This is a genomic window from Actinobacillus indolicus (assembly GCF_004519515.1).
GTDB lineage: Bacteria > Pseudomonadota > Gammaproteobacteria > Enterobacterales > Pasteurellaceae > Glaesserella > Glaesserella indolica_A.
Genome location: NZ_CP038145.1, coordinates 2,168,600 through 2,194,169 on the forward strand (window position 1 = coordinate 2,168,600; position 25,570 = coordinate 2,194,169).

General features: G+C 40.1%; 22 protein-coding genes. 5 read left to right on the forward strand and 17 right to left on the reverse strand.

Translation table 11 applies throughout. The features are described from left to right. Positions 1-34: 34 nt before the first annotated feature. From EXH44_RS10630 to fdhE, 3 genes are all read left to right on the forward strand, one after another. A complete protein-coding gene (locus EXH44_RS10630; protein WP_162857448.1) occupies positions 35-1,522 on the forward strand; it encodes a helicase HerA-like C-terminal domain-containing protein in 1,488 nt (495 codons plus the stop codon). 138 nt (positions 1,523-1,660) lie between these two features. Then, a complete protein-coding gene (locus tag EXH44_RS10635) occupies positions 1,661-2,695 on the forward strand; it encodes an ABC transporter substrate-binding protein (protein WP_162857449.1) in 1,035 nt (344 codons plus the stop codon). Positions 2,696-2,819: 124 nt separating this feature from the next. Continuing rightward, complete coding sequence (gene fdhE / locus EXH44_RS10640; RefSeq protein WP_162857450.1) at positions 2,820-3,737, forward strand: formate dehydrogenase accessory protein FdhE; 918 nt, start codon at positions 2,820-2,822, stop codon at positions 3,735-3,737. A gap of 75 nt (positions 3,738-3,812) precedes the next feature. Here the strand turns inward: fdhE and EXH44_RS10645 are convergent, their stop codons facing one another. The 6 genes from EXH44_RS10645 to cmoA all read right to left on the reverse strand — a co-directional run bounded on the left by EXH44_RS10645 (position 3,813) and on the right by cmoA (position 9,224). Next, complete coding sequence (locus EXH44_RS10645; RefSeq protein ID WP_162857451.1) at positions 3,813-4,883, reverse strand: DUF4153 domain-containing protein; 1,071 nt, start codon at positions 4,881-4,883, stop codon at positions 3,813-3,815. After that, the gene (locus EXH44_RS10650) at positions 4,873-5,526 is read right to left on the reverse strand and encodes an IS1595 family transposase (protein WP_162856388.1); all 654 of its coding nucleotides are present in this window, start codon (positions 5,524-5,526) and stop codon (positions 4,873-4,875) included. Before EXH44_RS10650 ends, EXH44_RS10645 begins: the two co-directional genes overlap by 11 nt. Positions 5,527-5,547: 21 nt before the next feature. Continuing rightward, entirely contained in the window at positions 5,548-6,318 is a 771-nt protein-coding gene (locus tag EXH44_RS10655; protein WP_162857452.1) for a DUF4153 domain-containing protein, read from the reverse strand. A gap of 106 nt (positions 6,319-6,424) precedes the next feature. After that, the gene (locus EXH44_RS10660) at positions 6,425-8,161 is read right to left on the reverse strand and encodes a DUF3413 domain-containing protein (protein WP_162857453.1); all 1,737 of its coding nucleotides are present in this window, start codon (positions 8,159-8,161) and stop codon (positions 6,425-6,427) included. 2 nt (positions 8,162-8,163) lie between these two features. After that, complete coding sequence (locus EXH44_RS10665) at positions 8,164-8,388, reverse strand: YejL family protein (RefSeq protein WP_135675355.1); 225 nt, start codon at positions 8,386-8,388, stop codon at positions 8,164-8,166. Positions 8,389-8,498: 110 nt separating this feature from the next. After that, positions 8,499-9,224 carry a carboxy-S-adenosyl-L-methionine synthase CmoA gene (gene cmoA, locus EXH44_RS10670; RefSeq protein WP_162857454.1) on the reverse strand — a complete coding sequence of 242 codons (726 nt, stop codon included), beginning with the start codon at positions 9,222-9,224 and terminating at the stop codon, positions 8,499-8,501. Between the two features lie 172 nt (positions 9,225-9,396). On the opposite strand from cmoA, the gene gyrB reads away from it, so the two are divergent. Next, on the forward strand, positions 9,397-11,835 hold the full coding sequence (gene gyrB / locus EXH44_RS10675; RefSeq protein WP_162857455.1) for a DNA topoisomerase (ATP-hydrolyzing) subunit B: 2,439 nt from the start codon (positions 9,397-9,399) through the stop codon (positions 11,833-11,835). 50 nt (positions 11,836-11,885) lie between these two features. On the opposite strand, the gene EXH44_RS10680 is transcribed toward gyrB, so the two are convergent. The 3 genes from EXH44_RS10680 to tgt are packed head-to-tail and all read right to left on the reverse strand — an operon-like array spanning position 11,886 to position 13,772. After that, positions 11,886-12,110 (reverse strand): sulfurtransferase TusA family protein, encoded by a 225-nt coding sequence (locus EXH44_RS10680; RefSeq protein ID WP_162857456.1) that lies wholly within the window; start codon positions 12,108-12,110, stop codon positions 11,886-11,888. Next, a complete protein-coding gene (locus EXH44_RS10685) occupies positions 12,110-12,622 on the reverse strand; it encodes a hemerythrin domain-containing protein (protein WP_162857457.1) in 513 nt (170 codons plus the stop codon). The genes EXH44_RS10680 and EXH44_RS10685 overlap by 1 nt, the downstream gene beginning before the upstream one ends. Further along, positions 12,615-13,772, reverse strand: coding sequence for a tRNA guanosine(34) transglycosylase Tgt (gene tgt / locus EXH44_RS10690; RefSeq protein ID WP_162857458.1), 1,158 nt, complete (start codon positions 13,770-13,772; stop codon positions 12,615-12,617). Before tgt ends, EXH44_RS10685 begins: the two co-directional genes overlap by 8 nt. A 197-nt stretch (positions 13,773-13,969) precedes the next feature. Here tgt and EXH44_RS10695 point away from each other — a divergent pair, with 197 nt between their 5' ends. Continuing rightward, the gene (locus EXH44_RS10695; RefSeq protein WP_162857459.1) at positions 13,970-14,929 is read left to right on the forward strand and encodes an ABC transporter substrate-binding protein; all 960 of its coding nucleotides are present in this window, start codon (positions 13,970-13,972) and stop codon (positions 14,927-14,929) included. Positions 14,930-14,999: 70 nt separating this feature from the next. Here EXH44_RS10695 and fbpC read toward each other — a convergent pair whose 3' ends face one another. The 8 genes from fbpC to glgC all read right to left on the reverse strand — a co-directional run bounded on the left by fbpC (position 15,000) and on the right by glgC (position 25,558). Continuing rightward, positions 15,000-16,049, reverse strand: a complete 1,050-nt coding sequence (fbpC, locus tag EXH44_RS10700) for a ferric ABC transporter ATP-binding protein (RefSeq protein WP_162857460.1) — start codon at positions 16,047-16,049, stop codon at positions 15,000-15,002. A gap of 10 nt (positions 16,050-16,059) precedes the next feature. Further along, positions 16,060-18,099 (reverse strand): ABC transporter permease, encoded by a 2,040-nt coding sequence (locus tag EXH44_RS10705; protein ID WP_162857461.1) that lies wholly within the window; start codon positions 18,097-18,099, stop codon positions 16,060-16,062. Between the two features lie 146 nt (positions 18,100-18,245). Beyond that, a complete protein-coding gene (gene guaA, locus EXH44_RS10710) occupies positions 18,246-19,817 on the reverse strand; it encodes a glutamine-hydrolyzing GMP synthase (protein ID WP_162857462.1) in 1,572 nt (523 codons plus the stop codon). Between the two features lie 165 nt (positions 19,818-19,982). Further along, positions 19,983-20,600: a DUF1919 domain-containing protein gene (locus EXH44_RS10715; protein ID WP_162857463.1), complete on the reverse strand. Its 618-nt coding sequence runs from the start codon at positions 20,598-20,600 to the stop codon at positions 19,983-19,985. Positions 20,601-20,617: 17 nt separating this feature from the next. Continuing rightward, on the reverse strand, positions 20,618-21,043 hold the full coding sequence (locus EXH44_RS10720) for a hypothetical protein (RefSeq protein WP_162857464.1): 426 nt from the start codon (positions 21,041-21,043) through the stop codon (positions 20,618-20,620). Between the two features lie 55 nt (positions 21,044-21,098). Beyond that, positions 21,099-22,562, reverse strand: coding sequence for an IMP dehydrogenase (gene guaB / locus EXH44_RS10725; RefSeq protein WP_162857465.1), 1,464 nt, complete (start codon positions 22,560-22,562; stop codon positions 21,099-21,101). A 150-nt stretch (positions 22,563-22,712) separates the two neighbouring features. Beyond that, positions 22,713-24,146 carry a glycogen synthase GlgA gene (gene glgA / locus EXH44_RS10730; protein WP_162857466.1) on the reverse strand — a complete coding sequence of 478 codons (1,434 nt, stop codon included), beginning with the start codon at positions 24,144-24,146 and terminating at the stop codon, positions 22,713-22,715. Positions 24,147-24,268: 122 nt separating this feature from the next. After that, a complete protein-coding gene (gene glgC, locus EXH44_RS10735) occupies positions 24,269-25,558 on the reverse strand; it encodes a glucose-1-phosphate adenylyltransferase (RefSeq protein WP_162857467.1) in 1,290 nt (429 codons plus the stop codon). Positions 25,559-25,570: the final 12 nt, after the last annotated feature.

The following is a 25,570-nucleotide window of genomic DNA, read 5'->3' on the forward strand; positions in this document are numbered from 1 at the left end:
AAATTATACGAATTCGTATATTTTGGAGAAATCAATGAATTATACAATTGCACAGAGTAAATCAGGCAATCCAATTTCACTTACAGCCAAAATGGCAAACCGCCACGGTTTGATTGCAGGGGCAACAGGGACAGGTAAAACCGTTACCTTACGTAAATTAGCAGAAACCTTCAGTAATGACGGTGTACCTGTTTTTCTCGTAGATGTAAAAGGGGATTTATCTGGTTTAGTACAAGCGGGTAGTTTTCAAGGAAAAATTGCAGAACGTATTGAGCAATTCCAACTCGGTGGCGAAGCTTACTTAAATGGCTTCCCTGTCTCTTTCTGGGACGTATTTGGTGAGTCAGGTATCCCACTTCGTACAACGATTTCTGAAATGGGGCCGATGCTTTTAGCGCGTTTACTCAATTTAAATGATACCCAAGAAGGCTTATTAAATTTAGTATTCCGTGTCGCAGATGATAAAGGTTTATTGCTGATCGATCTGAAAGATCTCCGTGCAATGCTTAAATTTGTTGCAGAAAATGCAAAAACCTTCCAACTAGAGTACGGCAACGTTTCCGCTGCAAGTGTGGGGGCAATTCAACGTGCGCTTTTAGCCCTTGAAAATGAAGGCGCAGCGAATTTATTTGGCGAGCCTGCGTTAGATTTACAGGACTGGATTCAAACACGTGATGGTCGTGGTGTCATTAATGTGCTTAACTCTGAGAAATTAATCAATTCTCCAAGAATGTATGGCGCATTTTTATTATGGTTTATGGCGGAATTGTTTGAACAGTTACCTGAAGTGGGCGATCCAGATAAACCAAAATTTGTCCTATTTTTTGATGAAGCCCATTTATTATTTGACGGTGCGCCGAAAGTACTTGTCGATAAAATTGAGCAAGTAGTGCGTTTAATTCGTTCTAAAGGTGTTGGTGTTTATTTTGTGACACAAAATCCATTAGATTTACCAGAGTCTGTCTTAGGTCAGTTAGGTAATCGTGTACAACACGCATTGCGTGCGTTCACACCAAAAGATCAGAAAGCCGTAAAATCTGCGGCAGAAACCTTCCGTGCAAATCCAGGTGTGGATGTGGTTGAGGCCATTACGCAATTAGGGGTTGGGGAAGCATTAATTTCGGTATTAGATGAAAAAGGGATGCCAACGCCCGTTGAAATCGCTTATGTTTATCCACCACAAAGCCAACTTAAACCGATTTCTCAAGATGAGCGTTTAAGTTTGGTAAAACAAGATGATCTCTATTTCCATTATAGCCAATATGTTGACAATGCTTCGGCATTTGAAACGTTAAACGCTCAAGCACAAGTGCAACAACAAGCGGTAGAGCAGGCTAAAGCGGAAGAAGAGAGCTTTTTAGGCGGAATGCTAGGCAGTATTTTTGGTACGAAGAAAAAAAGCGAACAATCTTTAGCTGAACAAGTGGTTGGTAGCGTTGCTCAATCTGTTGGGCGAAACTTGCGAAACCAAGTGACTAAACAGATCATGCGTGGTCTTTTAGGCGCAATTACCAAGAAATAATCATTTCATACAAGCGGTGGGTTTGCGTAAAAAATTTACAAAAACCACCGTTTTTTCTTATTTGTGAATTACATCACAGTATTTCTTTCAAAATCCCGTTATATTGCATCCACTTTTATTCATATAAGGATGGATGTAATGAAACTTAAAAAATTATCTTATTTACTTTCTACGTTACTTTTTGGTGCAACATTAGCTTCAACTGTGCAAGCAGAAGGACGTTTGGTCGTTTATTGTAGCTCAACTAACTTAATGTGTGAGCAAGAGACACAAGCTTTCGGTAAAAAGTATGATGTGAAAGTCTCTTTTATTCGTAATGGTTCAGGCAGCACCTTAGCGAAAGTAGAAGCAGAAAAAGGTAATCCACAAGCGGATGTTTGGTATGGCGGTACGCTAGATCCACAATCACAAGCAGGTGAAATGGGATTGCTTCAGCCGTATCAATCACCAAATCTCGCACAAATTGTGGAAAGATTCCGTGATCCAGCAAAAGTGAAAGGAAACTATACCTCTGCGATTTATATGGGAATTTTAGGTTTTGGCGTGAATTTAGATCGTCTCAAAAAATTAGGCATTGAAAAAGTCCCAACAACTTGGGCAGATCTTCTTGATCCACGTTTAGCCGGTGAAATTCAAATTGCAGACCCACAAAGTTCAGGTACAGCATATACTGCGATTGCAACCTTTGTTCAACTTTGGGGCGAAGAAAAAGCCTTTGAATATTTCAAACAGCTTCATAAAAATATTTCACAATATACTAAATCAGGCATCACCCCATCTCGTAACGCAGCGCGTGGTGAAACGGCTATCGGTATCGGTTTCTTACATGACTATGCAACTGAGAAGAAAAATGGCGCTAACTTAGAAATTGTTGCACCAACGGATGGTACAGGTTATGAGTTAGGTGGCGTGAGCATTTTAAAAGGTGCGCGTAACTTGGATAATGCAAAATTATTTGTGGATTGGGCATTATCTAAAGAAGCACAAGAGCTTTCATGGCAGAAAGGTGAAGCTTTCCAAGTGTTAACTAATACCACAGCAGAGCGTTCGCCATATTCACTTGACCCAGATAAATTAAATTTAATCAATTATGACTTTGAAAAATATGGTTCAAATGATGAACGTAAACGTCTGATTGATAAATGGATTAATGATGTTAAATTAGCGAAATAATCAAAGATGATAAAACTCCCCCTACATTTAGGGGGAGTTTTCTTTTTGCTACAAATTTTTAACAAATGTTTGTGAAATTGCGGTAAAATTCTCACTAATTTATTCACGATTAAAGAGAACTATTATGAGTATCCGAATTCTCCCACAAGATGAAATTCAAAAAGTGGCAAGTTCATTTCAGCATCCTGATTTGTTATATGCTAACCCTAAAAATTTATATGCTCGTCGAGCAAAACGTTTACGCCAATTAGCTGAAAACAATCCATTTGGCGATTATCTCGAATTTGTGGCAAATATTGTGGAAGTTCAGCTTGATCTTCTTCAAAATCAGCCAATTGCAAATATGTCGAAGGAACTGACCGCTTACTTAGAAGCTAATCAAGGTATTAAGCCTTTAGATGCTAAACATTTTAAACGTTCAGATGAATGGCAAAAATTGCTGTTAGCCTTTATTGAAAAATTTAAGCCTTATGCTTCAGATACTGTTTTAGCGACATTAGAGTGGTTAGAAAAAGCGTCTAGTTCAGAGTTAGAAACCCTTGCAGATCATCTGCTCAATGAACGTTATGAAGAAGTGGGAGCGGATAAAGCCGTATTCCTTTGGGCTGTTTTATCGCTTTACTGGGTACAATTAACTCAGCAATTACCACGTAATACCCGAGCGGAAGGTGAAGAGCGTCACACTTGCCCTGTATGTAATTCAGCGCCTATTGCAAGTGTAATTCACTTTGGTGAAGCACAAGGCTTACGCTATTTACACTGTTCATTATGTGAAAGTGAATGGAATATGGTGCGAGCGAAATGCAGTAACTGTGAGCAAACAGGTAAATTAGATTATTGGAGCTTAGATAGCATGGATGCTGCAGTAAAAGCAGAAAGCTGTGGTGACTGTGAAAGCTATCTTAAAGTGATGTACCAAGATAAAGATCCACACGTTGAACCGATTGCAGATGATTTAGGTACGCTATTCCTTGATGCTGAAATGGAACAAAAAGGCTTAGCACGTAGTGCGATTAATCCTTTCTTATTTCAAGTAGAGTAGTTGTATTTTTTAAAAATCCACCTTTCAATGTGTGATATGCACTTCAAAAGGTGGATTTTTACTTATAGGCATTGGTTATTTCTTTTCATTGTTAGGTTCAAAATAACCCATCACATCTCCCTGATAGAGCGTATATCCACGACAAGTCGAATTTTCCCCATATTGAAATCCTACCGTATTTAATAATAGTAGTCCGCCATTTGTTGTGGGTACATTAAGGAATCTATCTCGTTCTTGACGAATTTTATCTACTTGTTCATTGGTTAATGGACGAGTGATATCAATACCTAACTCGGTCATCTGTTGTTTAAAATAACGTTCTTCAACTACGATATTGCTCGTTGATGAAGCTTGATTCATAAGTACTAATTTACGATTGTCACTACACAGATTTTGTTCATTATTCGAGTCCTTTTCAGATTGATATTCCATAAATCCGCGTAGTTGTGTGAACGTTTTATATGGGCGAACATCAATAGGAGGAGTAGCATAGAGATCATCATTGCGATAAAGATAATAATAGCCCTGTGTTTGCTGTTCTGCTTCAAGATAATCGGAATTTCCAGACATACTTGCAAGTTTAGATAATGTTTCTTCACCATAAAGCTCAACAAATTCAGGATTGTTTTTGACATCAGATAAAGTTAATAAACTATAAAGTTCTCTTAGATTTTTTTGATCAGATTCTTTAGAGAATGGCTGATTAAGGCGCTCCACATTGATTTTCTGATTTTCATCGAGCAAACCTAATTCGGTTGTGATTTTTACAAAACGAGCATATTGGCTATGTTGTTCAATTTTTTCAGGTGATAGAATGATGGTGACAATAGCAATCATCGCAATGGTTAATACACTGAATAATCGGTATTGCAATAGGCGTTGGCTAAAAGAGCAGAGCACAAAGAGTGAGATTAAAGTCGCAATCGCCACTAAATAAACACGAGCTTCTGTGAAGCCATATTGTTGAATTCGCTCAAAGATACCTACCCACACTAAACCCAAGGGTATTAAGGCAAAATAGTTAAAATAGCGATAGAAGAATGTCCATCTCGGCTTTTCTAATAGGTGGCGTAACGCAATACAGAAGATTCCTAACGAGAGATAAGATAAAACAAGGGGCTGTAGTAGATAAGGTCTAAATCCCACACCATTTTCTCAATATTTTAAGCTGATTAGATGGTGTGCTGTAGTTAAATCTAAACTCACATTCTTTGATAAAAAGATGGAAGTTTTTCTTGTCAATGCCATTGTATTTTCTAAGTACTCGTTTGGCTTGAGACCAGAAATTTTCAATGCCATTGATGTGGTTGTGATCTTTGACAAACTCTTTGGAATGATTGATGCGAAAGTGTTTAAACTCACTCACATCAAGAGCATTATAGCTTCTGTAACCATCTGTGTAAACGATGCTATCTGGCTTGATTTTGCTTGAGATGATAGGCATTAAGGTACTTTGCTTGGTATCTTTTACAACAACAGTATAAACCTTGCCATTACGCTTCAAAAGACCAAATACAGCTGTTTTGCCACCAGCTCCACGACCTCGCTTGCCTTTGCGAATGCCACCGAAGTAGCTTTCATCAAGCTCTACTTCGCCATCAAACAAAGTGTGAGCTTCAAGGTTGAGATTATATTCTATCACAAGTCTGATTTTGCGGTAAAATAAAGCTGCTGAATTGTGCTGAATGCCAAGCAAATCACTTGCTGTTCTAGCAGTAACTTGTGCAACAAAAAATTCAAGCAGTTTTATTTGAACTTTTTTACTTAATTTACAACGAGTTATCTTCATGTTTGTAGTATAGCATAAGTGCTAATCTACTACAGCCCCTAAAACAATAAAACTCAATTCGCCTTTAGGCAGTTCAAAAAGAGCGACTATTTTAGCAATGTAAAGATAGACAATAATGGTATAAAGGATAACAACAGGCGAAAGGATAAAATTAATCAGGACTTCACCTGCAAGCAGTAGCCGTCCTTCTCGTTCAGGGTTATTTTGTACTTCACGATCTTCAAAAAAGATAAAAAAGAGCGAAGTAAAAATCAAAAATATGGCGACATAAATAGGCTCTTCAATATAATAAATGCTAGTTTCAGGGCTAAGTAGCAGATAGGAAATACTGGCTAACAAGATTTGTATCATGAAAATAATGATACCTGCTAATGCAAATGAAATTGCCAGATGTGCCGAAGTCATCAGAATGCTATATATCATTTGGCGATTATTAAATCGGAAATCTTTAATAAGCAGTAGGATTAAATGAATGAATAGCACGCCCCAATAAGCTGGACTTGTTAAATAAGTTTCAAGGTGAAATCCCCAAAAAAACGTCATTAATCCCAATGTGATAACGATATACAACAGGCTAAACCAGTAAAATCGGGTTGGGCGTAATAAATAGGTTAAGCTAAAGAAGAGTGGGAAGAAGAGAAAAATTCCCCCTATATGGTTATCCGTATAAAATAAGTCTTCAGTGGGAATAGCAATCAGCAAAATACCAAATATAAGGATCAAGAGTAATTCAATCGGATGGCTTTTCATTGATTGGCGGAGAAATGATAAAAATGAATGTAAGATAGACATAAATATAGAAATCCTTTAAATCGCCTGATTACACCATCTTAATTCAAAAAGAAAACCTAATCTAGTATGACATTTAGCTGACTAGATTAGGTTTTTCCATCTCTATCTATTTTTCAACAAACTGATTGCTTTGTTGAATGAGCTGTAAAAAGAGCGCTAAAGGCGGACGGCTCGTCTGTTTTTCGCCTTGCACATTGTAATGTTCAAAATCACCTTTACGGTTGACGTGATATTGTTCGCCGTCTGGCATAATGGCAACATTCCATTGATAGTTAGATGCTAATAGCCATTTGCGATCATTTTCCGTGGCTAAGTTAATGCCTTGTGCATAGTCATTGACAGAAGATGTTGCACCAAAAAATTGATTGAGTAGCGTTGGTACCATATCTAAATGGCTAGATAAGCCAGTATAAAGACTTTTATCCCCTTGCCAGTACATCAACATAGGCACTTGCGTCCGCTCTTTTGCAAAAGATTGGGTTGAACTGACCGCTTGTTCTGCAATATCTGCGGTAATAATGATAAGCGTACTTTTAGTTAACCCTTGTTGCTCTAAGGCTTGCCATACATCTGCAAATTGCCAATCTAGGATTTTGGTTTGCTGTGTGTAATCTACCCCTTGCGGTAGATTGAGCTCTAAATAGCTGAAAAATGCTTGATCTTTTCGCTGAGTTAACCATTTTTTCCATTGGGCAATCGCATCTAAATTTCCTTTCGATTTTGGTAATTTAAAATCGGCAAATAAGGCTCGATGATAAAGGGGTTCTGCAAAGCCATTATAGGAAAACAATCCAAATTGATAGTGAAGCTGTTGTAAACGTGAAATCAATACAGATCGTGCTTTTTCATTCAAAATGGCATCTAAATAACGCCCACTTAACCCATAAAATAACCCAACAATGCTACTACTTTGTGTGTCGCCACTGCTGTAATGTTGAGAGAATCGGCGGCTTTGTTGGCTAACCTGATAAAGCGCAGGCATCGTCTCTTCAACAATCGCCTGATTTTTTAGACCAGACAGATTAATCAACAGCACATTAGGTTTATATTGCGGTTCAGTAAATTGAACAGCTTTTTTCGGATAGTTAAGATAGAAGGTATCTAACCGACCTGTTTCTTCGATTTGTTGTTCTAATTCAGCACGATCAATCAGCCCGTGTTTTTCAAGAAAACTACGAGCAGTCATTGGGTAGGCTAAGGGATAATTTGCTTTCTGGGCGGTAATTGGGCGATAAAGTGACATATCAGCCCAGGCGTAAAGCAAATGTGTTGCAGTAAAACAGCTCAAAAAGAGCATCGCAACATATTTGCCCCATTTCTGACGATTAAAACTCCGTAATTTATTCCAACACCAACGGGAATAGAGCATTTCTAATAATAAAATCAATGGCATAGGCACAAAAAGAAGTTGCCATTGACGTGTTAATTCTCCGTCATCATTAGGATTGACGAGCAGATCCCACACTAAAGGGGAAAGGTGGAGATAAAATCGTTTAAAGACTTCCGTATCAAGCAATAATACCGTCATGCCCGCTGTGGCAAAAATCACAGAAATACTTCGGAAGGCTCTGTTATTTTTGATAATAAAGCTGAGTGGGAAGAGTAGTAGTAAGTAAAGGGCAAAAACGACAAAGCTGAAATGCCCAAACAAACTAATAAAGAAATAGAGTTTTCCAAAAAGGGTATTTGGCCAGTCGGAATTAAAGGCATAACGAGAAGAGATCAATAACGCCACAACAATATTAAAAAGTGCAAACCAATGTCCCCAGCTGATACGTTGGGAAACTTCTTCTCGGTATTGGCGAGAATTTTCAGGGAGTAAGTGGCGTAGTGAACTCAACATAGTTATTTAGCAGACATCAAAGAATTTTTTAATGCAGAACTAAAGGCATCTGCCAACACTTCACGTTGTTGTGGATTTTGTACGTTAGTGACCAAAATGTTGGTGACCATATTGCCTAATGCCATTAAGGACAGATCCACAGGCGCTTTGTGTTTTTCAAGTGTGATAATTAAATCATTTAAAAGTGCGTCGAGTTGTTTGTCTTGATATTTAGATTTGCTTGCCATAATAGTCTATATGAATAATAAAATTGGGTGGAATATAGCATAAAAGCCTAATCAAGCGGTGAGATTTACGCAAATTTTTGCAAATTTTGCCTGAAATCTCACCGCTTGTGTTATTTGATTGCAATCATTGAACCAAAGTTAAAGCATTGAAACCAAAGCTCAATTTGAGAAAAACCTGCTTGTGTTAAGCGTTCTTTATGCGTTTCAATACTGTCTGTTAGCATCACATTTTCAAGCGCCGTCCGTTTCTGGCTGACTTCTAGCTCGCTGTAGCCATTTGCACGTTTGAAGGTATGATGTAGGTCGATCAGCAATTCGTTCATCGTCTGATTTTCAAAGGTAAATTTTTCAGAAAGCACCAAAATTCCGTTAGGATTCAACCCCTGATAAATTTTACTGAGCAAGGCGAGGCGATCTTCTCGTGGTAAAAATTGTAATGTGAAGTTTAACACCACCATAGATGCATTGTGGATGTCGATTTGGCGAATATCGTCACATAAAATATCCACAGGAATATCAGAATGATAGGCATCTAAGTGACGACGACAACGTTCAACCATCGGCTCAGAGTTATCAACACCGATAATCTGTACCCCTGATTTATCGATATTTCGGCGGATCGACAAGATCCCTGCGCCACGAGAACAGCCCAAGTCATAGACATTTGAATGATGTGTTACAAAACGTGATGCAAGCATTCCAATCGCAGTAATGATGTTGGAATAACCTGGGACAGAACGTTGGATCATGTCGGGGAATACTTCAGCGACAGATTCATCGAAGGTGAAATCGCCTAGTTTTTCAATCGGTGCGGAGAATAAGGTATCTTTTGACATAGCAGTTTAAGTCTAATTTAAAAGTCACTATTGTACTCCTAAATCAATACTTTTGGGGTAAAAATCAACGTAATATTCCTTTTTCCTAAAATCCCTTTTTCTGATATAATCTTGCCTAATTTTTACGGTCTATTTTGTAGCCGTGGTTAATATAAATGAAATAGGAATAACAATGTCAGAACAAGAACAAAAGCAACCAGCAAGCTATGATTCTTCCAGCATTAAAGTCTTACGTGGTCTTGATGCGGTACGTAAACGTCCAGGGATGTATATCGGTGATACTGATGATGGTACAGGCTTACACCACATGGTTTTTGAAGTGGTGGATAATGCGATTGATGAAGCCTTAGCAGGTTATTGTAGTGACATTGTCGTGACAATTCATTCAGATAATTCCGTGTCGGTTCAAGATGATGGTCGTGGTATTCCTGTCGGTATTCACCCAGAAGAAGGGGTTTCTGCCGCAGAAGTCATTATGACGGTATTACACGCAGGCGGTAAGTTTGACGATAATTCTTACAAAGTGTCAGGCGGTCTGCACGGGGTAGGGGTGTCGGTCGTAAATGCACTCTCTTCTAAGTTACAGCTAACGATTCGCCGTGAAGGTCACGTGCACGAACAATTTTATAGTTTAGGTGATCCTGATGCGCCTTTAGCGGTCATTGGCGAAACAGAAAAAACAGGGACGACCGTTCGTTTCTGGCCAAGTTACGATATTTTCAAAAATAAAACGGAATTTGAATATGCCATTCTCTCTAAACGCTTACGTGAACTTTCTTTCTTAAATTCAGGGGTTTCTATTCGTTTAGTCGATGAGCGTAATGGCAAAGAAGAACATTTCAAATATGAAGGCGGTATCCGTGCTTATGTGGAATATTTGAATGAAGGTAAAAATGTGATTCATCCAACGCCATTCTATCTTTCAACGGAAAAAGATGGCATTGGTATTGAAGTGTCAATGCAGTGGAACGATAGCTTTAATGAAAATGTTTACTGCTTTACCAATAACATTCCACAACGTGATGGCGGTACGCACTTAGCAGGTTTCCGTGGTGCATTAACCCGTGCCTTGAAAAACTATATGGAGACTGGGGCAAAACTGAAAAAAGAAGATGCCAAAATTGATGCATCGGGTGATGATGCCCGTGAAGGTTTGGTTGCGGTTATTTCAGTGAAAGTGCCTGATCCAAAATTCTCTTCTCAAACAAAAGATAAATTGGTTTCTTCGGAAGTGAGAAATCCATTAGAAAGTTCAATGAATGAAGCATTGCAGGAATACTTATTAGAAAATCCAAATGATGCTCAAAATATTGTAACGAAAATTATTGATGCAGCTCGTGCTCGTGAAGCGGCACGTAAAGCTCGTGAAATGACACGCCGTAAAGGTGCATTAGATTTAGGCGGATTACCAGGTAAATTGGCAGACTGCCAAGAAAAAGATCCTGCGTTATCTGAACTTTACTTAGTGGAAGGGGACTCTGCGGGCGGTTCAGCAAAATCAGGGCGTGATCGTAAAAACCAAGCGATTTTACCGTTAAAAGGAAAAATCCTAAACGTAGAAAAAGCTCGTTTTGATAAAATGCTCTCTTCACAAGAAGTCGCAACCTTAATTACTGCATTGGGTGCGGGTATCGGACGTGACGAATACAACATTGAGAAATTACGTTATCACAAAATCATCATCATGACCGATGCGGACGTTGATGGTGCACACATCCGTACCTTGCTTTTGACTTTCTTCTATCGTCAAATGCCAGAATTGATCGAACGTGGCTATGTTTATATTGCGCAACCACCACTCTATAAAGTGAAAAAAGGTAAGCAAGAAAAATATATCCAAGATAACGCGGAAATGGAGCAGTATGAATTAGCGTTAGCCTTAGACGGTGCATCGCTTTATGTGAGTGATAAAGCCCCTGCGCTAAGTGGTTTAGCCCTTGAAAAATTAATTGCTGAATATAATGATGTACAGAAATTATTTGAGCGTTTAGCGCGTCGTTATCCTGTTTCATTACTCAATGAATTGATTTACCAGCCAGCATTAACCGCAGAATTTGTAAAAAATGAAGCGGAAGTGACCGCTTGGAATCATAAAATTGTTGAAATTTTAACAGCAAAAGAGAGCAGTGGCAGTACCTACGTAGCAGAAGTATTCTACAATGCAGAACGCCATATTTATGAGCCACAAGTGACAGTCACTACACACGGCATCAGTACAACCTACCGTTTAGATTTTAACTTTATTACGAGTAATGAATATGCGCGTATTACGAAGTTAGGTGCGCAGGTTAGCGATTTACTTGAGCCGACAGCTTATGTTCAGCGTGGTGAGCGTCAACAGCAGATCGAAAATGTAGCAGAAGCGATTGATTGGTTAGTTAAAGAATCTCGTAAAGGTTTAACGATTCAACGTTATAAAGGATTAGGTGAGATGAACCCAGAACAACTTTGGGAAACAACGATGGATCCTGTTGCGCGTAAAATGTTACAAGTCACCATTACCGATGCGATTGCTGCAGATAAGCTCTTTACAACCCTAATGGGAGACGAAGTCGAACCGCGTCGAGAGTTTATTGAAAATAATGCGTTGTATGCAAACTTAGATATTTAATCATGAATATCTGATCATTTTGAAGAATAAGCTAATCATTGATGATTAGCTTATTTTTTTGTAATTAATATGATTGAGTTATCTGAATTGTGCTTTAGTGTTTCTATTTGACAAGAATGTTTCTCACATAAATAAACAAAATCTTGTAGGATGGCATCTTGATGTAAGTGGATACATAATTGTTCATCAACACTTAACAATTTTATTGCCCTCTTTGCCATAAATAGTGGGAGAGGGCAACGGTAAGCGGTGAGATCAAGAGAATAATTCACCATTAAACTCGGCGGCGATCAGCCATAATTTTCCCGATTGAGTTGAGTTCTTCTTGGCTTAGATGCTCTCGCCCTAATTCAAAAAGCGGTTCTTCAATCGCAATATGTTGATCATAACCAGCCACAAAACGCTTGATTAACTCGCGGTCAATTTGTTGAATTTCTCCATGGAGTAAGGCAACTAATTGGGTGGAAAGTTCGTCCCAATTACGATGTAATTCAATATGCTGTGCTTCAAGTAAATCCACTTCTGTTTGCGCTTCTGGATGTTGCTTAATCAATGCTGGGAAGAAGTCTTTTTCTTCGTCATCGTGGTGTAACGGTGCAGATTGATTGAAGTAGTTCAAAATCTGTTGCACATCATTTTTAACAGCTTGGTTAACGCCATTTTTATCGAGATAGTCAGGCAGTAATTGAAGTTGTCGACAAAAATTTTTTACTTTTCCATGGCAGGCATAGAGCATATCAATAGGTTCATCCCAAGTAACGAAATTTTGTGGTTCTAAATTAAGCATTTTCACCCTCTTTAGCTAATTGTAACGGCGGTACTTCTTTGCCGATGCGTTGATAAAATTCGACAACAAAATCATCAAAGCGATCTTCGTCAATCGCTTGGCGGATTTCTGCCATTAAACGTTGGTAATAACGTAAATTGTGAATGGTGTTTAATCTTGCCCCTAAAATTTCACCGCATTTATCAAGGTGATATAGGTAGGCTTTGGTGTAGTTTTTACAGGTGTAGCAATCACACTCAGGATCAAGCGGTGAGATGTCATTGCGATATTTCGCATTACGGATTTTGACAATACCATTGGTGACGAATAAGTGTCCGTTGCGAGCGTTGCGAGTTGGCATTACACAGTCGAACATATCGATCCCACGGCGAACGCCTTCCACCAGATCTTCAGGTTTGCCTACGCCCATTAAGTAGCGTGGTTTATCCGCAGGGATTTGTGGGCAAACATATTCTAAAATGCGGTGCATATCTTCTTTCGGTTCGCCAACGGCTAAACCGCCCACCGCATAGCCGTCAAAGCCGATTTCAACCAGTTTTTCTACGGAAACTTTACGCAATTCTTCATAAACGCCCCCTTGAATAATGCCGAATAACGCATTTGGGTTTTGTAGTTCGTCAAAGCGATCACGACTACGTTTTGCCCAACGTAGCGACATTTCCATTGACTGTTTTGCATAGTCAAAGGTCGCTGGGTATGGGGTACATTCATCGAAAATCATCACAATATCCGAGCCGAGATCGTATTGAATTTCCATAGATTTTTCTGGGGATAAAAAGACTTTTTCACCACTAATTGGGTTTTGGAAATAAACGCCTTCTTCTTTGATTTTGCGTAATTTACCTAAACTAAAGACTTGGAAACCGCCCGAGTCCGTAAGAATTGGGCCGTGCCATTGCATAAAATCGTGTAAATCGCCGTGCTGACGCATAATCTCTTGCCCTGGGCGTAACCATAGGTGGAAAGTGTTGCCAAGCAGAATTTGAGCACCTGTTTGCGCCACTTCTTCAGGGGTCATTCCTTTAACCGTGCCGTAAGTCCCCACAGGCATAAATGCAGGGGTTTCAACGTGATATTCGCCCTTTGGACGAGAAAAGGTTAAGCGACCACGGCGAGCGTTGCCGCTTGTTTTTTTTAGTTCGTATTTCATTAAATCCTCGAATAAACAGTTCAAGTGTTATAAAAGCATTATTTTAACTTATTTTGCATGAGAAACCCATTTGAAAATCGTTAGCTACGATTATTCTTCAAATTTTGCTTGCATTTCTATAAAGAATTCGTTAATTTATATTCATGTACTATTTTAATAGTACAAAAATACAATTTTACTTACAAAAGGATATGAGTATGAAATTCAGCAAAACCCTACTTTTTACTGCACTTACAGCACTTTCATTAAATAGCATTGCACAAGAGAGTATTCGCAATGTGGCGATTACGGCTATTGTAGAACACCCAGCATTAGATACCATTCGACAAGGCGTTATTGAAGAATTAGCTAGCGAAGGTTTTGTTGAAGGCAAAAACATTAAAATTGATTTCCAATCAGCACAAGGAAGCACGGCAACTGCGGCACAAATTGCACGTAAATTCGTGGGTGACAAAGCAGACATCATTATTCCAATTACCACGCCAAGCGCACAACCTGTGGTTGCTGCAACACGTTCTATTCCAATCGTGTTCTCAGGTGTCACCGATCCTGTTGCAGCAAAATTAGTGAAATCTTGGGAGCCGAGCGGTACGAATGTAACAGGGATTTCGGATCACAAACCGATTGAGCCACAGTTAAAATTGATTCAAACCTTAGTTCCAGAGTTAAAATCAGTCGGCTATGTATATAGTGCGGGTGAGGTAAACTCAACCATCGTATTAGAGGAGTTACAAGCTGCGGCAAAACAGGCGAATGTGAAAGTCGTTCCTGTTGCTGTTCAGCGTAGTGCGGATATTGGTACTGCAGCACGTAGCTTAAATGGCAAAGTACAAGCGATCTATATTTCTGAAGATAATGCGGTAGTGTCAGCTTATGAAGCCTTACATAAAGCGGCAGTAGAAGCAAAAATTCCAGTGATTGCTGCAGATAGAGATACCGTAAAACGTGGTGCATTAGCTGCTTATGCTGTGAATCAATATGATATTGGGGCTGAAACGGGTAAAGTGGCCGCGCGTATTTTACGTGGTGAAAAAGCGGGAAGTATTGCAACCCGCGATGTGAGCAAAATGGAGCTTTCTATTAATCAACAAACTGCGAAAGCGCTAGGAATTCAAGTACCTGAGAGTTTAGTTAAAGAAGCGAAAGAGTTATTTTAAACTTGGAAACAAGCGGGTAGATTTGATGAGAATTTTGCAAAATATTTATCAAATCTACCCGCTTGTATGTTTATGGATTAAGTAAGAACACGCCTTTATTTTTAATTTCTACATAGCAATTTTGCTGAGTCTCATCGTAATCTTCAGGGTTGAGATTAATCATCAGCTCTTTGCCTTGCCACTGTACGATCACTTCCCAATGATTTCCCATGTAAATTGCGTGTTTAATTTCACAATGTTGGGCTTCTGTTCCTTCCGTTAACAGACGAATCCCTTCAGGGCGAATACCGACCAAGCAATCACCATTCGGCACATTGAAGCGCTCTGCATTTTCAAGAGTGAAGGTGAAATCGCCAATATGAATGGTGTCGCCATTTCGTTTGCCTGAAAGAATGGTTGACTCGCCCATAAAGTTAGCAAGGAACAGTGAATTTGGCTGTAAATAGAGATTTTTCGCCGTATCTTGCTGGCGAATTACACCTTTATCCATCACAATTACCTGATCGGACACCGCAAAGGCTTCGCTTTGATCGTGAGTAACATACAGTGATGTGATATTCAAACGTTGCTGTAATTCACGGATTTTCTCACGCATAGAGCGACGTAGGTTTGCATCTAAGTTACTCAACGGCTCATCAAATAATAAAACTTTTGGCTTGAGAATTAAGGCACGAGCAAGAGCGACACGTTGTTGTTGACCACCTGAAATCTGATCGACATAACGATCTTCAAACCCTGCTAAATCAACTAATTCTAACGCTTCTTTAATGCGTTGCTCACGCTCCGCTTTTGGTACGCCTTGCATTTTTAAACCGTAGCCTACGTTGTCGCCAATAGACATATGTGGGAACAAAGCATAGGACTGGAATACGATACAAATGTCACGTTGTTGAATAGAGTTATGAGTAACGTCTTCGCCATCAATAAAAATTTGCCCTGATGTTGGGTTTTCTAATCCTGCGACTAAACGTAATACGGTGGTTTTACCGCAACCTGATGGACCGAGTAAAGTCACCATCGTCCCTTTTTTGATAGACAGGTTGAGATTATCAATCACCGTCGCTTTTCCAAAGGACTTGGTGACATTTTTCAATACTAAGAAATCATTTTGTTGTTCCATTTTGCTCTCCTTAATTCATTTTTTTCGCTTTTGAACGGGCAATGCGAGTATCGCCAACGATCCAGTCAAAGATAAAGATAATTGCCATCATCACGACAATCAAAATTGAGCCGTAGGCAATGGCGATACCATATTCACCATCTTCTACACGGTTTAAGATATAGGATGTCGCAACACGGGTATCGGCGGTAACAAGGAAGACAATCGCACTCACCGTTGTCATCGCTCGTACAAAGCTGGTAACAAGTGCAGATAATAACGCTGGTTTTAATAACGGCAAGACGATAAAGAAGATCGTTTTAAAAGAGCCTGCTTTCAGCGAAAGTGATGCTTCATCTAGAGATTTGTCAAGCTGCCCTAACCCAGCAATCGCTGCACGCATCCCGACTGGCATATTCCGCATAACCATAGAGAGAATGATGATAATCCCCGTCCCTGTCAGATAAATAGGTGCATTATTGAAGGCTAAGATATAAGAAACCCCCGCAACTGTGCCCGGTACAGCAAAGCAAAGTAAGGTTAAGAATTCGAGCGTTTTCTTCCCTTTGAAATTACGACGTACTGTGACATAAGCAATCAATAGACCAAATAAAGCCGTAATCGGCGCTGCGCTTGCGGCAAAGATTACCGTTTGAATTAATGAAGGCCACGCACCATCACTAAAGCCTTGTCCAAATAGGCTGATGTAGTTATTGAGTGTTAAAGTGTAATCCACACCCCAGTTCACAGTAAAGCTACCGTAGAAAATACTACCGTAAAGCACAAAGTTAAAGGCAACCCAGAACCCTAATGTGCAAATAATTAACCATTTCATACCGCTTGGTAAGTCTTGCACATCGCCACGGTATGATTTACCTGAAACAGTGACGTAAGAGCGGTTACCAATCCAGAGATATTGGATAACAAAGATGGCTAAAGAGAAGACAAGTAGAATTGTGCCAAGTGTACTTGCAGAAGCATAATCTAACTGCGATCCTGCAATGTAGAAGTAGATTTGCGTTGCAATTACATCAAAGCTACCGCCTAACACTAACGGCGTACTGAAATCGGCTAAAGATTGAATTGCTACCACTAAAAAAGCATTTGCCAATGCGGGTTTGAGTAATGGGAAGATAATATAGAAGAAAGCTTGATAGCGGTTAGAGCGTAAAGTATAAGCTGCTTCTTCCACAGAAGGGTGAATGGATTTCAATGCCCCTTCTAAAATCATAAATGCCATTGGCGTTAGTGCCAATGTATGTGCGATAACAATCCCTGTAAAACCATAAAGCCAGTTGCTACTAAAGCCAAGGTATTCCACTAAAAATGCCGTGACATAACCTGAACGCCCAAGCATTAAAGTAACCCCTAAACCAACCACAAAAGGCGGGGTAACGATCGGTAAAATAGAGAAAATCTTACCGATAAATGCGGTGCGTTTTGCAATACGTGTCGTGTATAACGCAAAAGCCAAACCAAAGAGCGTAGATAAAATACCTACAGTCCCCGCAACGCTTAAGGAGTTAGTAATTACACGAACAATATACGGTTGCTGCAAGATCGTGAACACTTGACTTGGTACAAATTCGCTACCGTCATAGAACATCGAGATAAAAATCGCAATGGTCGGATAAACGATAAAGAAGAAAATCAACAAAATAATGCTGATTAACGATGCAATAATAAAGCGGTCGCCTTGCATGACTTTCAGATTTGCCAACGCATTGGTCGCTAAGGCAACCAAGGCAACAATTAAGCACATCACCGAATAGCCTAGGCTAATTTTTCCAATAATTGCCGAGATAAAGATAAAGAGAAAAATTGCAACCACGCCGACCAACTCTAAGATCGAACGAGATCGCGTGTTCTCTTTATTCGGGATTAAATAGATAAGTAATGGAAGAAACCAAGCCCAGCTGAGATTGGTACTCGCCCAACCCATCGCTTGCCAGATTTCATCGGATGTGGATTCAAATAATCCATAATCGAGCGCTTTAGAAGGAAGGATCAAGAATCCCAATAAAGCAAAAAGCACCCAAATAAGTGGGCGCGTGAAAAATGATACAGACATACTACCTCACAAAATTCATTTTTGTTTATAGAACGGTTGTACTATAAAAAGCTCTGTCAAGGTCGTCAAACGATTATGTTGAAAGATGTGATCTAGTTGGCAAAAGCCCTGATAAACAGGGCTTAAGTGATGAAGAAATAGACGGGTTACTCCCACTCAATCGTTGCTGGAGGCTTTCCGCTAACATCATATACTACTCGGGAAATGCCATTCACTTCATTGATAATACGGTTAGAGATTTTACCAAGTAAATCGTATGGTAAATGTGCCCAATGTGCAGTCATAAAGTCGATAGTTTCGACTGCACGCAGGGAAACAACCCAATCATATTTACGTCCATCACCCATTACGCCCACCGATTTGACCGGTAGGAATACGGTAAAGGCTTGGCTGACTTTGTAGTACCAGCCTGAGGCGTGTAGTTCTTCCATAAAGATAGCGTCAGCTCGGCGGACTAAATCACAGTATTCTTTTTTGATTTCGCCTAACACACGCACGCCTAAGCCTGGGCCTGGGAATGGGTGGCGGTTGAGCATTTCTGCTGGTAAGCCTAATGCCAAGCCGATTTTACGCACTTCATCTTTGAACAATTCACGCAATGGCTCAACTAAGCCCAATTTCATATAATCTGGCAAGCCACCTACGTTATGGTGTGATTTGATCACGTGTGCTTTGCCTGTTTTGCTGGCGGCGGATTCGATCACATCTGGGTAAATTGTGCCTTGCGCTAACCATTTCACTGAAGTCAATTTTTTCGACTCATCATCAAACACATCAACGAAGACTTTACCGATGGTTTTGCGTTTCGCTTCAGGTTCATCAATGCCTTTAAGGGCATCTAAGAAGCGATCTTCAGCGTTTACACGGACAATGTTCAAACCGAATTTGTCGCCGAACATTTCCATCACTTGATCGCCTTCGTTTAAGCGTAATAAGCCGTTATCCACGAATACGCAGTGCAAGTTTTTGCCGATCGCACGGTGTAAAAGTAAAGCAGTAACCGATGAGTCCACACCGCCTGATAAGCCTAAGATAACTTCATCATCGCCGACTTGCGCTTTAATACGAGCTACAGCATCTTCAATGATGTTTTCCGCTGTCCATTTGGTTTCGCAGCCACAAATGCCGACCACAAAATTTTTCAGTAGTTCTAAACCACTTTTCGTATGGGTCACTTCTGGGTGGAATTGTACACCATAAAAACGGCGACTTTCGTCCGACATTGCTGCGATCGGGCAAGTTGGGGTTACGCCTGTGATTTGGAAGTTTGACGGCAAACGAGTGACTTTGTCGCCGTGGCTCATCCAAACGTCTAATTTTGGTTGAGAAGCGGTGAGATCATCGTTTAATTTTGCAAATAAGCTGTCAGTTGCTTTTAACTCAACAGAGGCATAGCCAAATTCACGGTGATCCGATGTTTCAGTTAAACCGCCTAACTGCATTGCCATAGTTTGCATACCGTAGCAAATGCCAAGCACTGGCACGCCAGCGTTAAACACATATTCAGGTGCACGTGGACTGTTTTCTTCAGTGGTACTTTCAGGACCGCCTGAAAGAATAATCCCTGTTGGGTTAAATTCACGGATCTGTTCTTCCGTCACGTCCCAAGCCCAAAGTTCGCAGTAAACCCCAATTTCACGCACACGGCGTGCGATCAGTTGGGTATATTGTGAACCAAAGTCAAGGATTAAGATTTTGTGGTTGTGGATGTTTGTCATTTTGTTTCTCTGTTTTAATGAAAATTATAATATTCTTTTCCTAGGGCTTACGCCCTAGGTTAAGCATAATTGAGCTACTCCCGTAGCTCTTTGTCTATTTGTCACTTCCAGCTCCAGCGGAGCTGACTTATGCGTAACCCCGTACGGCTTGCCGTGAGGGGATGCTTAACGCTGATTAAACCACCCAACATAATCAAACTGGTCATAATACTTTTTGCCATTCCAGCCACTGAACTCAAAGAGATCACCAACCTGTTGCTTGTGTTCAAACCCCTGAATATAGAAGGTGGATTTTAACTCAGGATAAGCTTTATGGGTGAAAACAATTTTATGTTTAAAAGGCAACTGGTCAAACTCGACTAAATCTTCGTAACAGCAACCATCTCGGTCAGTCATGATAACAAAAAGGTTATCTAAATTTAGACGAGCGGTGCGTTCTTGCCATTTTTTTACAGCTTCTTGTTCTGAATGATAATGCATAAAATAGAGCGTAATATCATCCAGTAAACCAACAGGATAGTGCCGTTGTATTTCCTTTGGAAAGGTTATCGTCTGATGTCGGTAATGTTCAATACGCTTTAGGTATCGAATAAAATCTTTAGGCGTTAGATAAAGATTAACAAAAGGAGAATTAAATCGTTCGCCTAAATCGTGCAACATAAAAGCACCATTACAGTTACTTGAGATCACTGAAAAATGGTGATTGGTCAATCTCTGCTTATTTTGCTGATTTATTGCTTTTCTAAATAGCTGATTAACTTTTCGTTTAATTATTGAAAACATAAGCGTAAATGACCGCATTAACAAATAGGTTTTGCACCTTGAATATTAAAGTAATTTAAGTTTAGCGGTGCTATGGATTTATCATTAAATTGTTGTTTAGCCTGCAACGTCGTTTTGGTTAATTTAGTAATTTCAAAAATGGAAAATGCTTTTTTATTTTCATCTAGCACGTTAAAACGATTTGGGCTAATCGTTGTTAATACATAGGTTTCTGCACTATTTAATTTGTAGCTTTGATATTGGTTATCACAGGTGTAATCATAAATTTTAACTTCGCCTGTGGGTTCAAATTTAACAACACGATGTATATCATCGACGGGACTCATTGCCCAATAACCTTGATAAATATCACTATTCAAATCGCCTTGCGAAAAAGTACCGCTACTACAAGCGGTTAAAAGTACAGCTGACATCGCTGTAAAAAAGATTTTTTTTAATTTCATTGATTTCTCGTTAAACAAAGAATTCCCCTTATCAGAGATAAGGGGAGTGTCATTTTTAGCTCATGCGATAGTTTGGCGCTTCTTTCGTAATGGTAACATCATGAACATGGCTTTCTTTAATGCCAGCACCACTAATACGTACAAATTGAGCTTTAGTACGGAGTTCATCAATGGTTGCACAGCCCGTTAAGCCCATACAAGAGCGTAAACCGCCCATTTGTTGGTGGATAATTTCTTTGAGTAAGCCTTTGTATGGAATTCGTCCTTCAATACCTTCAGGTACGAGTTTATCTGCGGCGTTATCTGATTGGAAATAGCGATCTGACGATCCTTTTGACATTGCACCTAAAGAACCCATACCACGATAGGATTTAAAGGCTCTGCCTTGATAGAGTTCGATTTCACCTGGGGCTTCTTCTGTACCAGCAAACATTGACCCCACCATTACACAAGATGCACCTGCGGCAATCGCTTTAGCAATATCGCCTGAATAACGGATACCACCGTCTGCAATAACAGGGATACCACGCTCTTTTAATGCGGCTGCTGCGTCCGCAATCGCGGTAATTTGTGGCACACCTACGCCTGTAACAATACGGGTTGTACAAATTGAACCTGGGCCGATACCAATTTTAACCGCACTTGCCCCAGCATCTGCAAGGGCAATAGCACCTTCGGCAGTTGCCACGTTACCCGCAACAATCGGTAAATTAGGGTATTTCGCACGGGTTTCACGCACACGTTGTAACACACCTTCAGAGTGACCATGGGAAGAGTCGATAAGTAACACATCAACACCCGCTTGAACTAAAGCATCAATACGCTCTTCATTACCTGGACCAGCACCTACTGCGGCGCCTACACGCAAACGACCTAATTCATCTTTACAGGCATTTGGTTTTTGTTCCGCTTTTTGATAGTCCTTAACGGTAATCATGCCTTTTAATTTGAAGTTGTCATCTACCATTAACACTTTTTCAACACGGTGATTGTGCATCAAATCTAAAATTTCTTCACGTGTTGCGCCTTCTTTAATGGTGACTAAACGTGATTTTGGGGTCATAACTTCGGATACTGGTTTTGTCATATCACGTACAAAACGGGTATCACGGGCAGTGATAATACCCACTAGATTGCCTTCATTATCGACAACAGGGTAGCCAGCAAAACCATTTTTTTGTACTAATTGAGCAAGTTCACCTAAGTTCATATCAGGTGAAACCGTCACAGGCTCAGAGACAATGCCACTTTCAAATTTTTTCACTTTACGTACACGATCTGCTTGGCGTTCAATAGACATATTTTTATGGATAAAACCGATACCACCTTCTTGTGCAAGGGATATAGCGAGTTTTGTTTCTGTCACTGTATCCATGGCTGCAGATAGCATTGGGATATTTAAGCGAATGTCTTTGGTAAGTTGAGTAGAAAGGTTGGCGGTATTTGGAAGCACCGTAGAGTGCGCTGGGACAAGAAGAACATCATCAAAAGTCAGTGCTTCTTTAATTACTCGTAGCATTGCAATAGTTCCTATATGTTAAAAATAAAAAATTAAGTTGGAAAAATTGCGGGCGGATTATACAGAGATTTAGTGGAGTTGTAAATTTACAAGCGGTTAGATTTGTTAAATTTTTTGCAAAAAAGATGGGCGAGTTGCCCATCTATATTCTTATACAATCTCGTGATACAGATCTTGATACTGCTGTGCCACTTTTGCCCAGCCGAAATCTTGTGCAAGGGCATTTTGGCGTACGCTTGACCATAATTTATTTTTACCCCATAAATTGATCGCACGCAGTACGGCATCGTAGAAATTATCTGCGTCAGGATAACTAAACACAAAACCTGTTGCAGTGCGGTTTTCAATGCTTTCTTTGTGTGCATCATTAACGGTATCGGCTAAGCCACCAGTTCTGCGGACTAATGGTAGTGTGCCATATTTTAAGCCGTAAAGTTGGGTTAAACCGCAAGGTTCAAAGCGACTTGGGACTAAGATAACATCACCACCTGCAATAATTTGGTGTGAAAGTGCTTCATCATAGCCAATTTTTAAGCCGATTTTATGTGGATAACGAGATTGTGCATCACGTAATGCCCATTCTAAGTCAGGCGATCCGCTACCAAGCACCACGAGTTGCACATTGTGTTGCATCATTTGGTCAATGCGAGCAAGTAGGAAATCCGCCCCTTTTTGTTCGGTTAAGCGAGTAACCATTACGAATAAGAGAGCATCTTTATCTTCTGGCAAGCCAAAGTAACGTTGTAGTTCCGATTTGTTTTTACCTTTACCTTGCATATAGTTCGGACGGTAATTTGCCACGATATTTGTGTCGGTTTCAGGGTTCCAAACGGTATCATCTACGCCATTTAAAATACCACGCAATGCCCCTTCTGCAAGGCGTTGTTGTAGTAAGCCGTGCATTCCTGCCCCTGCAATTTGCTCGGTAATTTCACGTGCGTAGGTTGGGCTTACGGTTGTAACACGATCTGCGTAGAATAAACCTGCTTTAAGATAGGAAATTTCGCCGTAAAATTCTAAACCGTGAACATTATAAAATTCCCAAGGCAATGCTAATTCTGCTAAGTGATAGGCTTGGAAACGTCCTGGGTAGGCGATATTGTGAATGGTAAAGACACTTTTAACAGGGCTGTTCCAGCTTTTGAGATAAGCACAAGCTAAACCTGCTTGCCAGTCGTGAGCGTGTAACACGTCGCATCTGCCCCACCAATGATCTAAGCCTGAAGCAAGTTGTGCCCCAAGATAACCTAATAGTGCAAAACGTTTGTAGTTATCGGTGTAATCTTGGTAGTTATCGTCGTAGTAAGGTAAACGGCGATCAAAGAGATGTGGGGCATCAATCACATATACACCTAAGCCATTCAAATAAGCAAAACGAATAGTGACGATACCTGCAAAAGTACCGACGGTCGCAACTTCAACGGTTTCGCCTAATTTGGAAGCCACTTGTGGATAATAAGGAATTAATACTCGAACATCATTTCCAGCCGATTGTTGTGCATAGGGTAGTGCACCCATCACATCAGCAAGTCCGCCTGTTTTGATAAGCGGATACATTTCTGAACAAACATGTAAAATTTTCATTTAATGATTAACCAGTTTTGATATTAAAAATATGTTGTGTTTGAAAATTGCAAAATTTCTTGAATATCTGACCGCTTGTAAGATAGCACAAGCGCATAAGGCTTGTGCTATTCAATATAAGATTAAGCAGCCGCTTTATCTTTTGCCAATTTGTCTAACATTTTTTGGCAAACTAAGACGATACCGCCTTTACTGATACGGAAGTATTTCGCATCTTCTTCTGGGTTTACACCGATTTGTAAGCCATCTGGAATTTCACAATGGCGGTCAATCACTGCACGTTTAATGACGCAGTTTTTACCGATATTCACCTGTGGCAAAATCACCGATTCTTCGATAATACTCTCAGCATCTACATGTACACGGTTAAACAATACTGAATTACTGATTTCCGCATCGGTAATCACGCTACCGCCTGCAATTAAAGAGTTATCTAAGGTTCTTGAACGTGACTTATGATAGAAGAAACGTGCTGGTGCCGTTTGTTGTGGACGACCGTGGATCGGCCAAGATTCATCGTATAAGTCTAATTGTGGATTTTCACTCACAAGATCCATATGAGCAGCCCAATAGCTGTCAATCGTTCCTACATCACGCCAGTAGATTGTTCCAGTGGTGTTACGACCTTCGCAAGAACGTTCAAATGGGTGAGCATAAATTACACCTTGTTCAACAGCTTTTGGAATAATATCTTTACCAAAGTCGTGTGATGTATCTGGGTTGCTGACTTCTTTCTCTAACATTTCATAGAGATAATCTGCATCAAACACATAGATACCCATAGAAGCAAGCGATGATTCAGGTTTGTCTGGCATTGCTGGTGGATCAGATGGTTTTTCCACGAAGGCTTTGACTTTTAATTTTTCATTAACTGCCATTACACCAAACTCAGTTGCTTGCTCACGTGGCACTTCAATACAACCTACGGTACATTTTGCTCCAGAATCAACGTGATCTTCAAGCATACGGTTGTAGTTCATTTTATAGATATGGTCACCCGCAAGAATAATCACATATTTTGGACGATAGTGCGATTTCATCATTTCCATATTTTGATAAACCGCATCGGCTGTACCACGATACCATGTGTTTTCATCGATTTGCTGACGAGCAGGAAGCATATCGATATATTGGTTACGCTCATAAGGTAAGAACGACCAACCACGTTGTAAGTGGCGGAGTAGTGAATGCGCCGCATACTGGGTAATCACCCCAACTTTTAATAAGTTAGAGTTAATACAGTTAGAAAGGGCAAAGTCAATAATACGACGGCTACCGCCAAAATAAACCGCAGGTTTTGCACGTTTATCGGTAAGTTCATAAAGGCGAGAACCACGACCGCCTGCTAATATCAGCACTAAAGTTTGCGCGGTAAGATTACGTCTGTCTGTGGATGCTTCCTGTTTTAGCATATTGTTATCTCC

What these genes read in the sequence shown, in the direction of transcription:
- EXH44_RS10630 (WP_162857448.1), top strand. Translation starts at nt 35, where the DNA reads ATGAATTATACAATTGCACAGAGTAAATCAGGCAATCCAATTTCACTT.
- EXH44_RS10635 (WP_162857449.1), top strand. Translation starts at nt 1,661, where the DNA reads ATGAAACTTAAAAAATTATCTTATTTACTTTCTACGTTACTTTTTGGT.
- fdhE (WP_162857450.1), top strand. Translation starts at nt 2,820, where the DNA reads ATGAGTATCCGAATTCTCCCACAAGATGAAATTCAAAAAGTGGCAAGT.
- EXH44_RS10650 (WP_162856388.1), bottom strand. Translation starts at nt 5,526, where the DNA reads ATGAAGATAACTCGTTGTAAATTAAGTAAAAAAGTTCAAATAAAACTG.
- EXH44_RS10655 (WP_162857452.1), bottom strand. Translation starts at nt 6,318, where the DNA reads ATGTCTATCTTACATTCATTTTTATCATTTCTCCGCCAATCAATGAAA.
- EXH44_RS10660 (WP_162857453.1), bottom strand. Translation starts at nt 8,161, where the DNA reads ATGTTGAGTTCACTACGCCACTTACTCCCTGAAAATTCTCGCCAATAC.
- EXH44_RS10665 (WP_135675355.1), bottom strand. Translation starts at nt 8,388, where the DNA reads ATGGCAAGCAAATCTAAATATCAAGACAAACAACTCGACGCACTTTTA.
- cmoA (WP_162857454.1), bottom strand. Translation starts at nt 9,224, where the DNA reads ATGTCAAAAGATACCTTATTCTCCGCACCGATTGAAAAACTAGGCGAT.
- gyrB (WP_162857455.1), top strand. Translation starts at nt 9,397, where the DNA reads ATGTCAGAACAAGAACAAAAGCAACCAGCAAGCTATGATTCTTCCAGC.
- EXH44_RS10680 (WP_162857456.1), bottom strand. Translation starts at nt 12,110, where the DNA reads ATGGTGAATTATTCTCTTGATCTCACCGCTTACCGTTGCCCTCTCCCA.
- EXH44_RS10685 (WP_162857457.1), bottom strand. Translation starts at nt 12,622, where the DNA reads ATGCTTAATTTAGAACCACAAAATTTCGTTACTTGGGATGAACCTATT.
- tgt (WP_162857458.1), bottom strand. Translation starts at nt 13,772, where the DNA reads ATGAAATACGAACTAAAAAAAACAAGCGGCAACGCTCGCCGTGGTCGC.
- EXH44_RS10695 (WP_162857459.1), top strand. Translation starts at nt 13,970, where the DNA reads ATGAAATTCAGCAAAACCCTACTTTTTACTGCACTTACAGCACTTTCA.
- fbpC (WP_162857460.1), bottom strand. Translation starts at nt 16,049, where the DNA reads ATGGAACAACAAAATGATTTCTTAGTATTGAAAAATGTCACCAAGTCC.
- EXH44_RS10705 (WP_162857461.1), bottom strand. Translation starts at nt 18,099, where the DNA reads ATGTCTGTATCATTTTTCACGCGCCCACTTATTTGGGTGCTTTTTGCT.
- guaA (WP_162857462.1), bottom strand. Translation starts at nt 19,817, where the DNA reads ATGACAAACATCCACAACCACAAAATCTTAATCCTTGACTTTGGTTCA.
- EXH44_RS10715 (WP_162857463.1), bottom strand. Translation starts at nt 20,600, where the DNA reads ATGTTTTCAATAATTAAACGAAAAGTTAATCAGCTATTTAGAAAAGCA.
- EXH44_RS10720 (WP_162857464.1), bottom strand. Translation starts at nt 21,043, where the DNA reads ATGAAATTAAAAAAAATCTTTTTTACAGCGATGTCAGCTGTACTTTTA.
- guaB (WP_162857465.1), bottom strand. Translation starts at nt 22,562, where the DNA reads ATGCTACGAGTAATTAAAGAAGCACTGACTTTTGATGATGTTCTTCTT.
- glgA (WP_162857466.1), bottom strand. Translation starts at nt 24,146, where the DNA reads ATGAAAATTTTACATGTTTGTTCAGAAATGTATCCGCTTATCAAAACA.
- glgC (WP_162857467.1), bottom strand. Translation starts at nt 25,558, where the DNA reads ATGCTAAAACAGGAAGCATCCACAGACAGACGTAATCTTACCGCGCAA.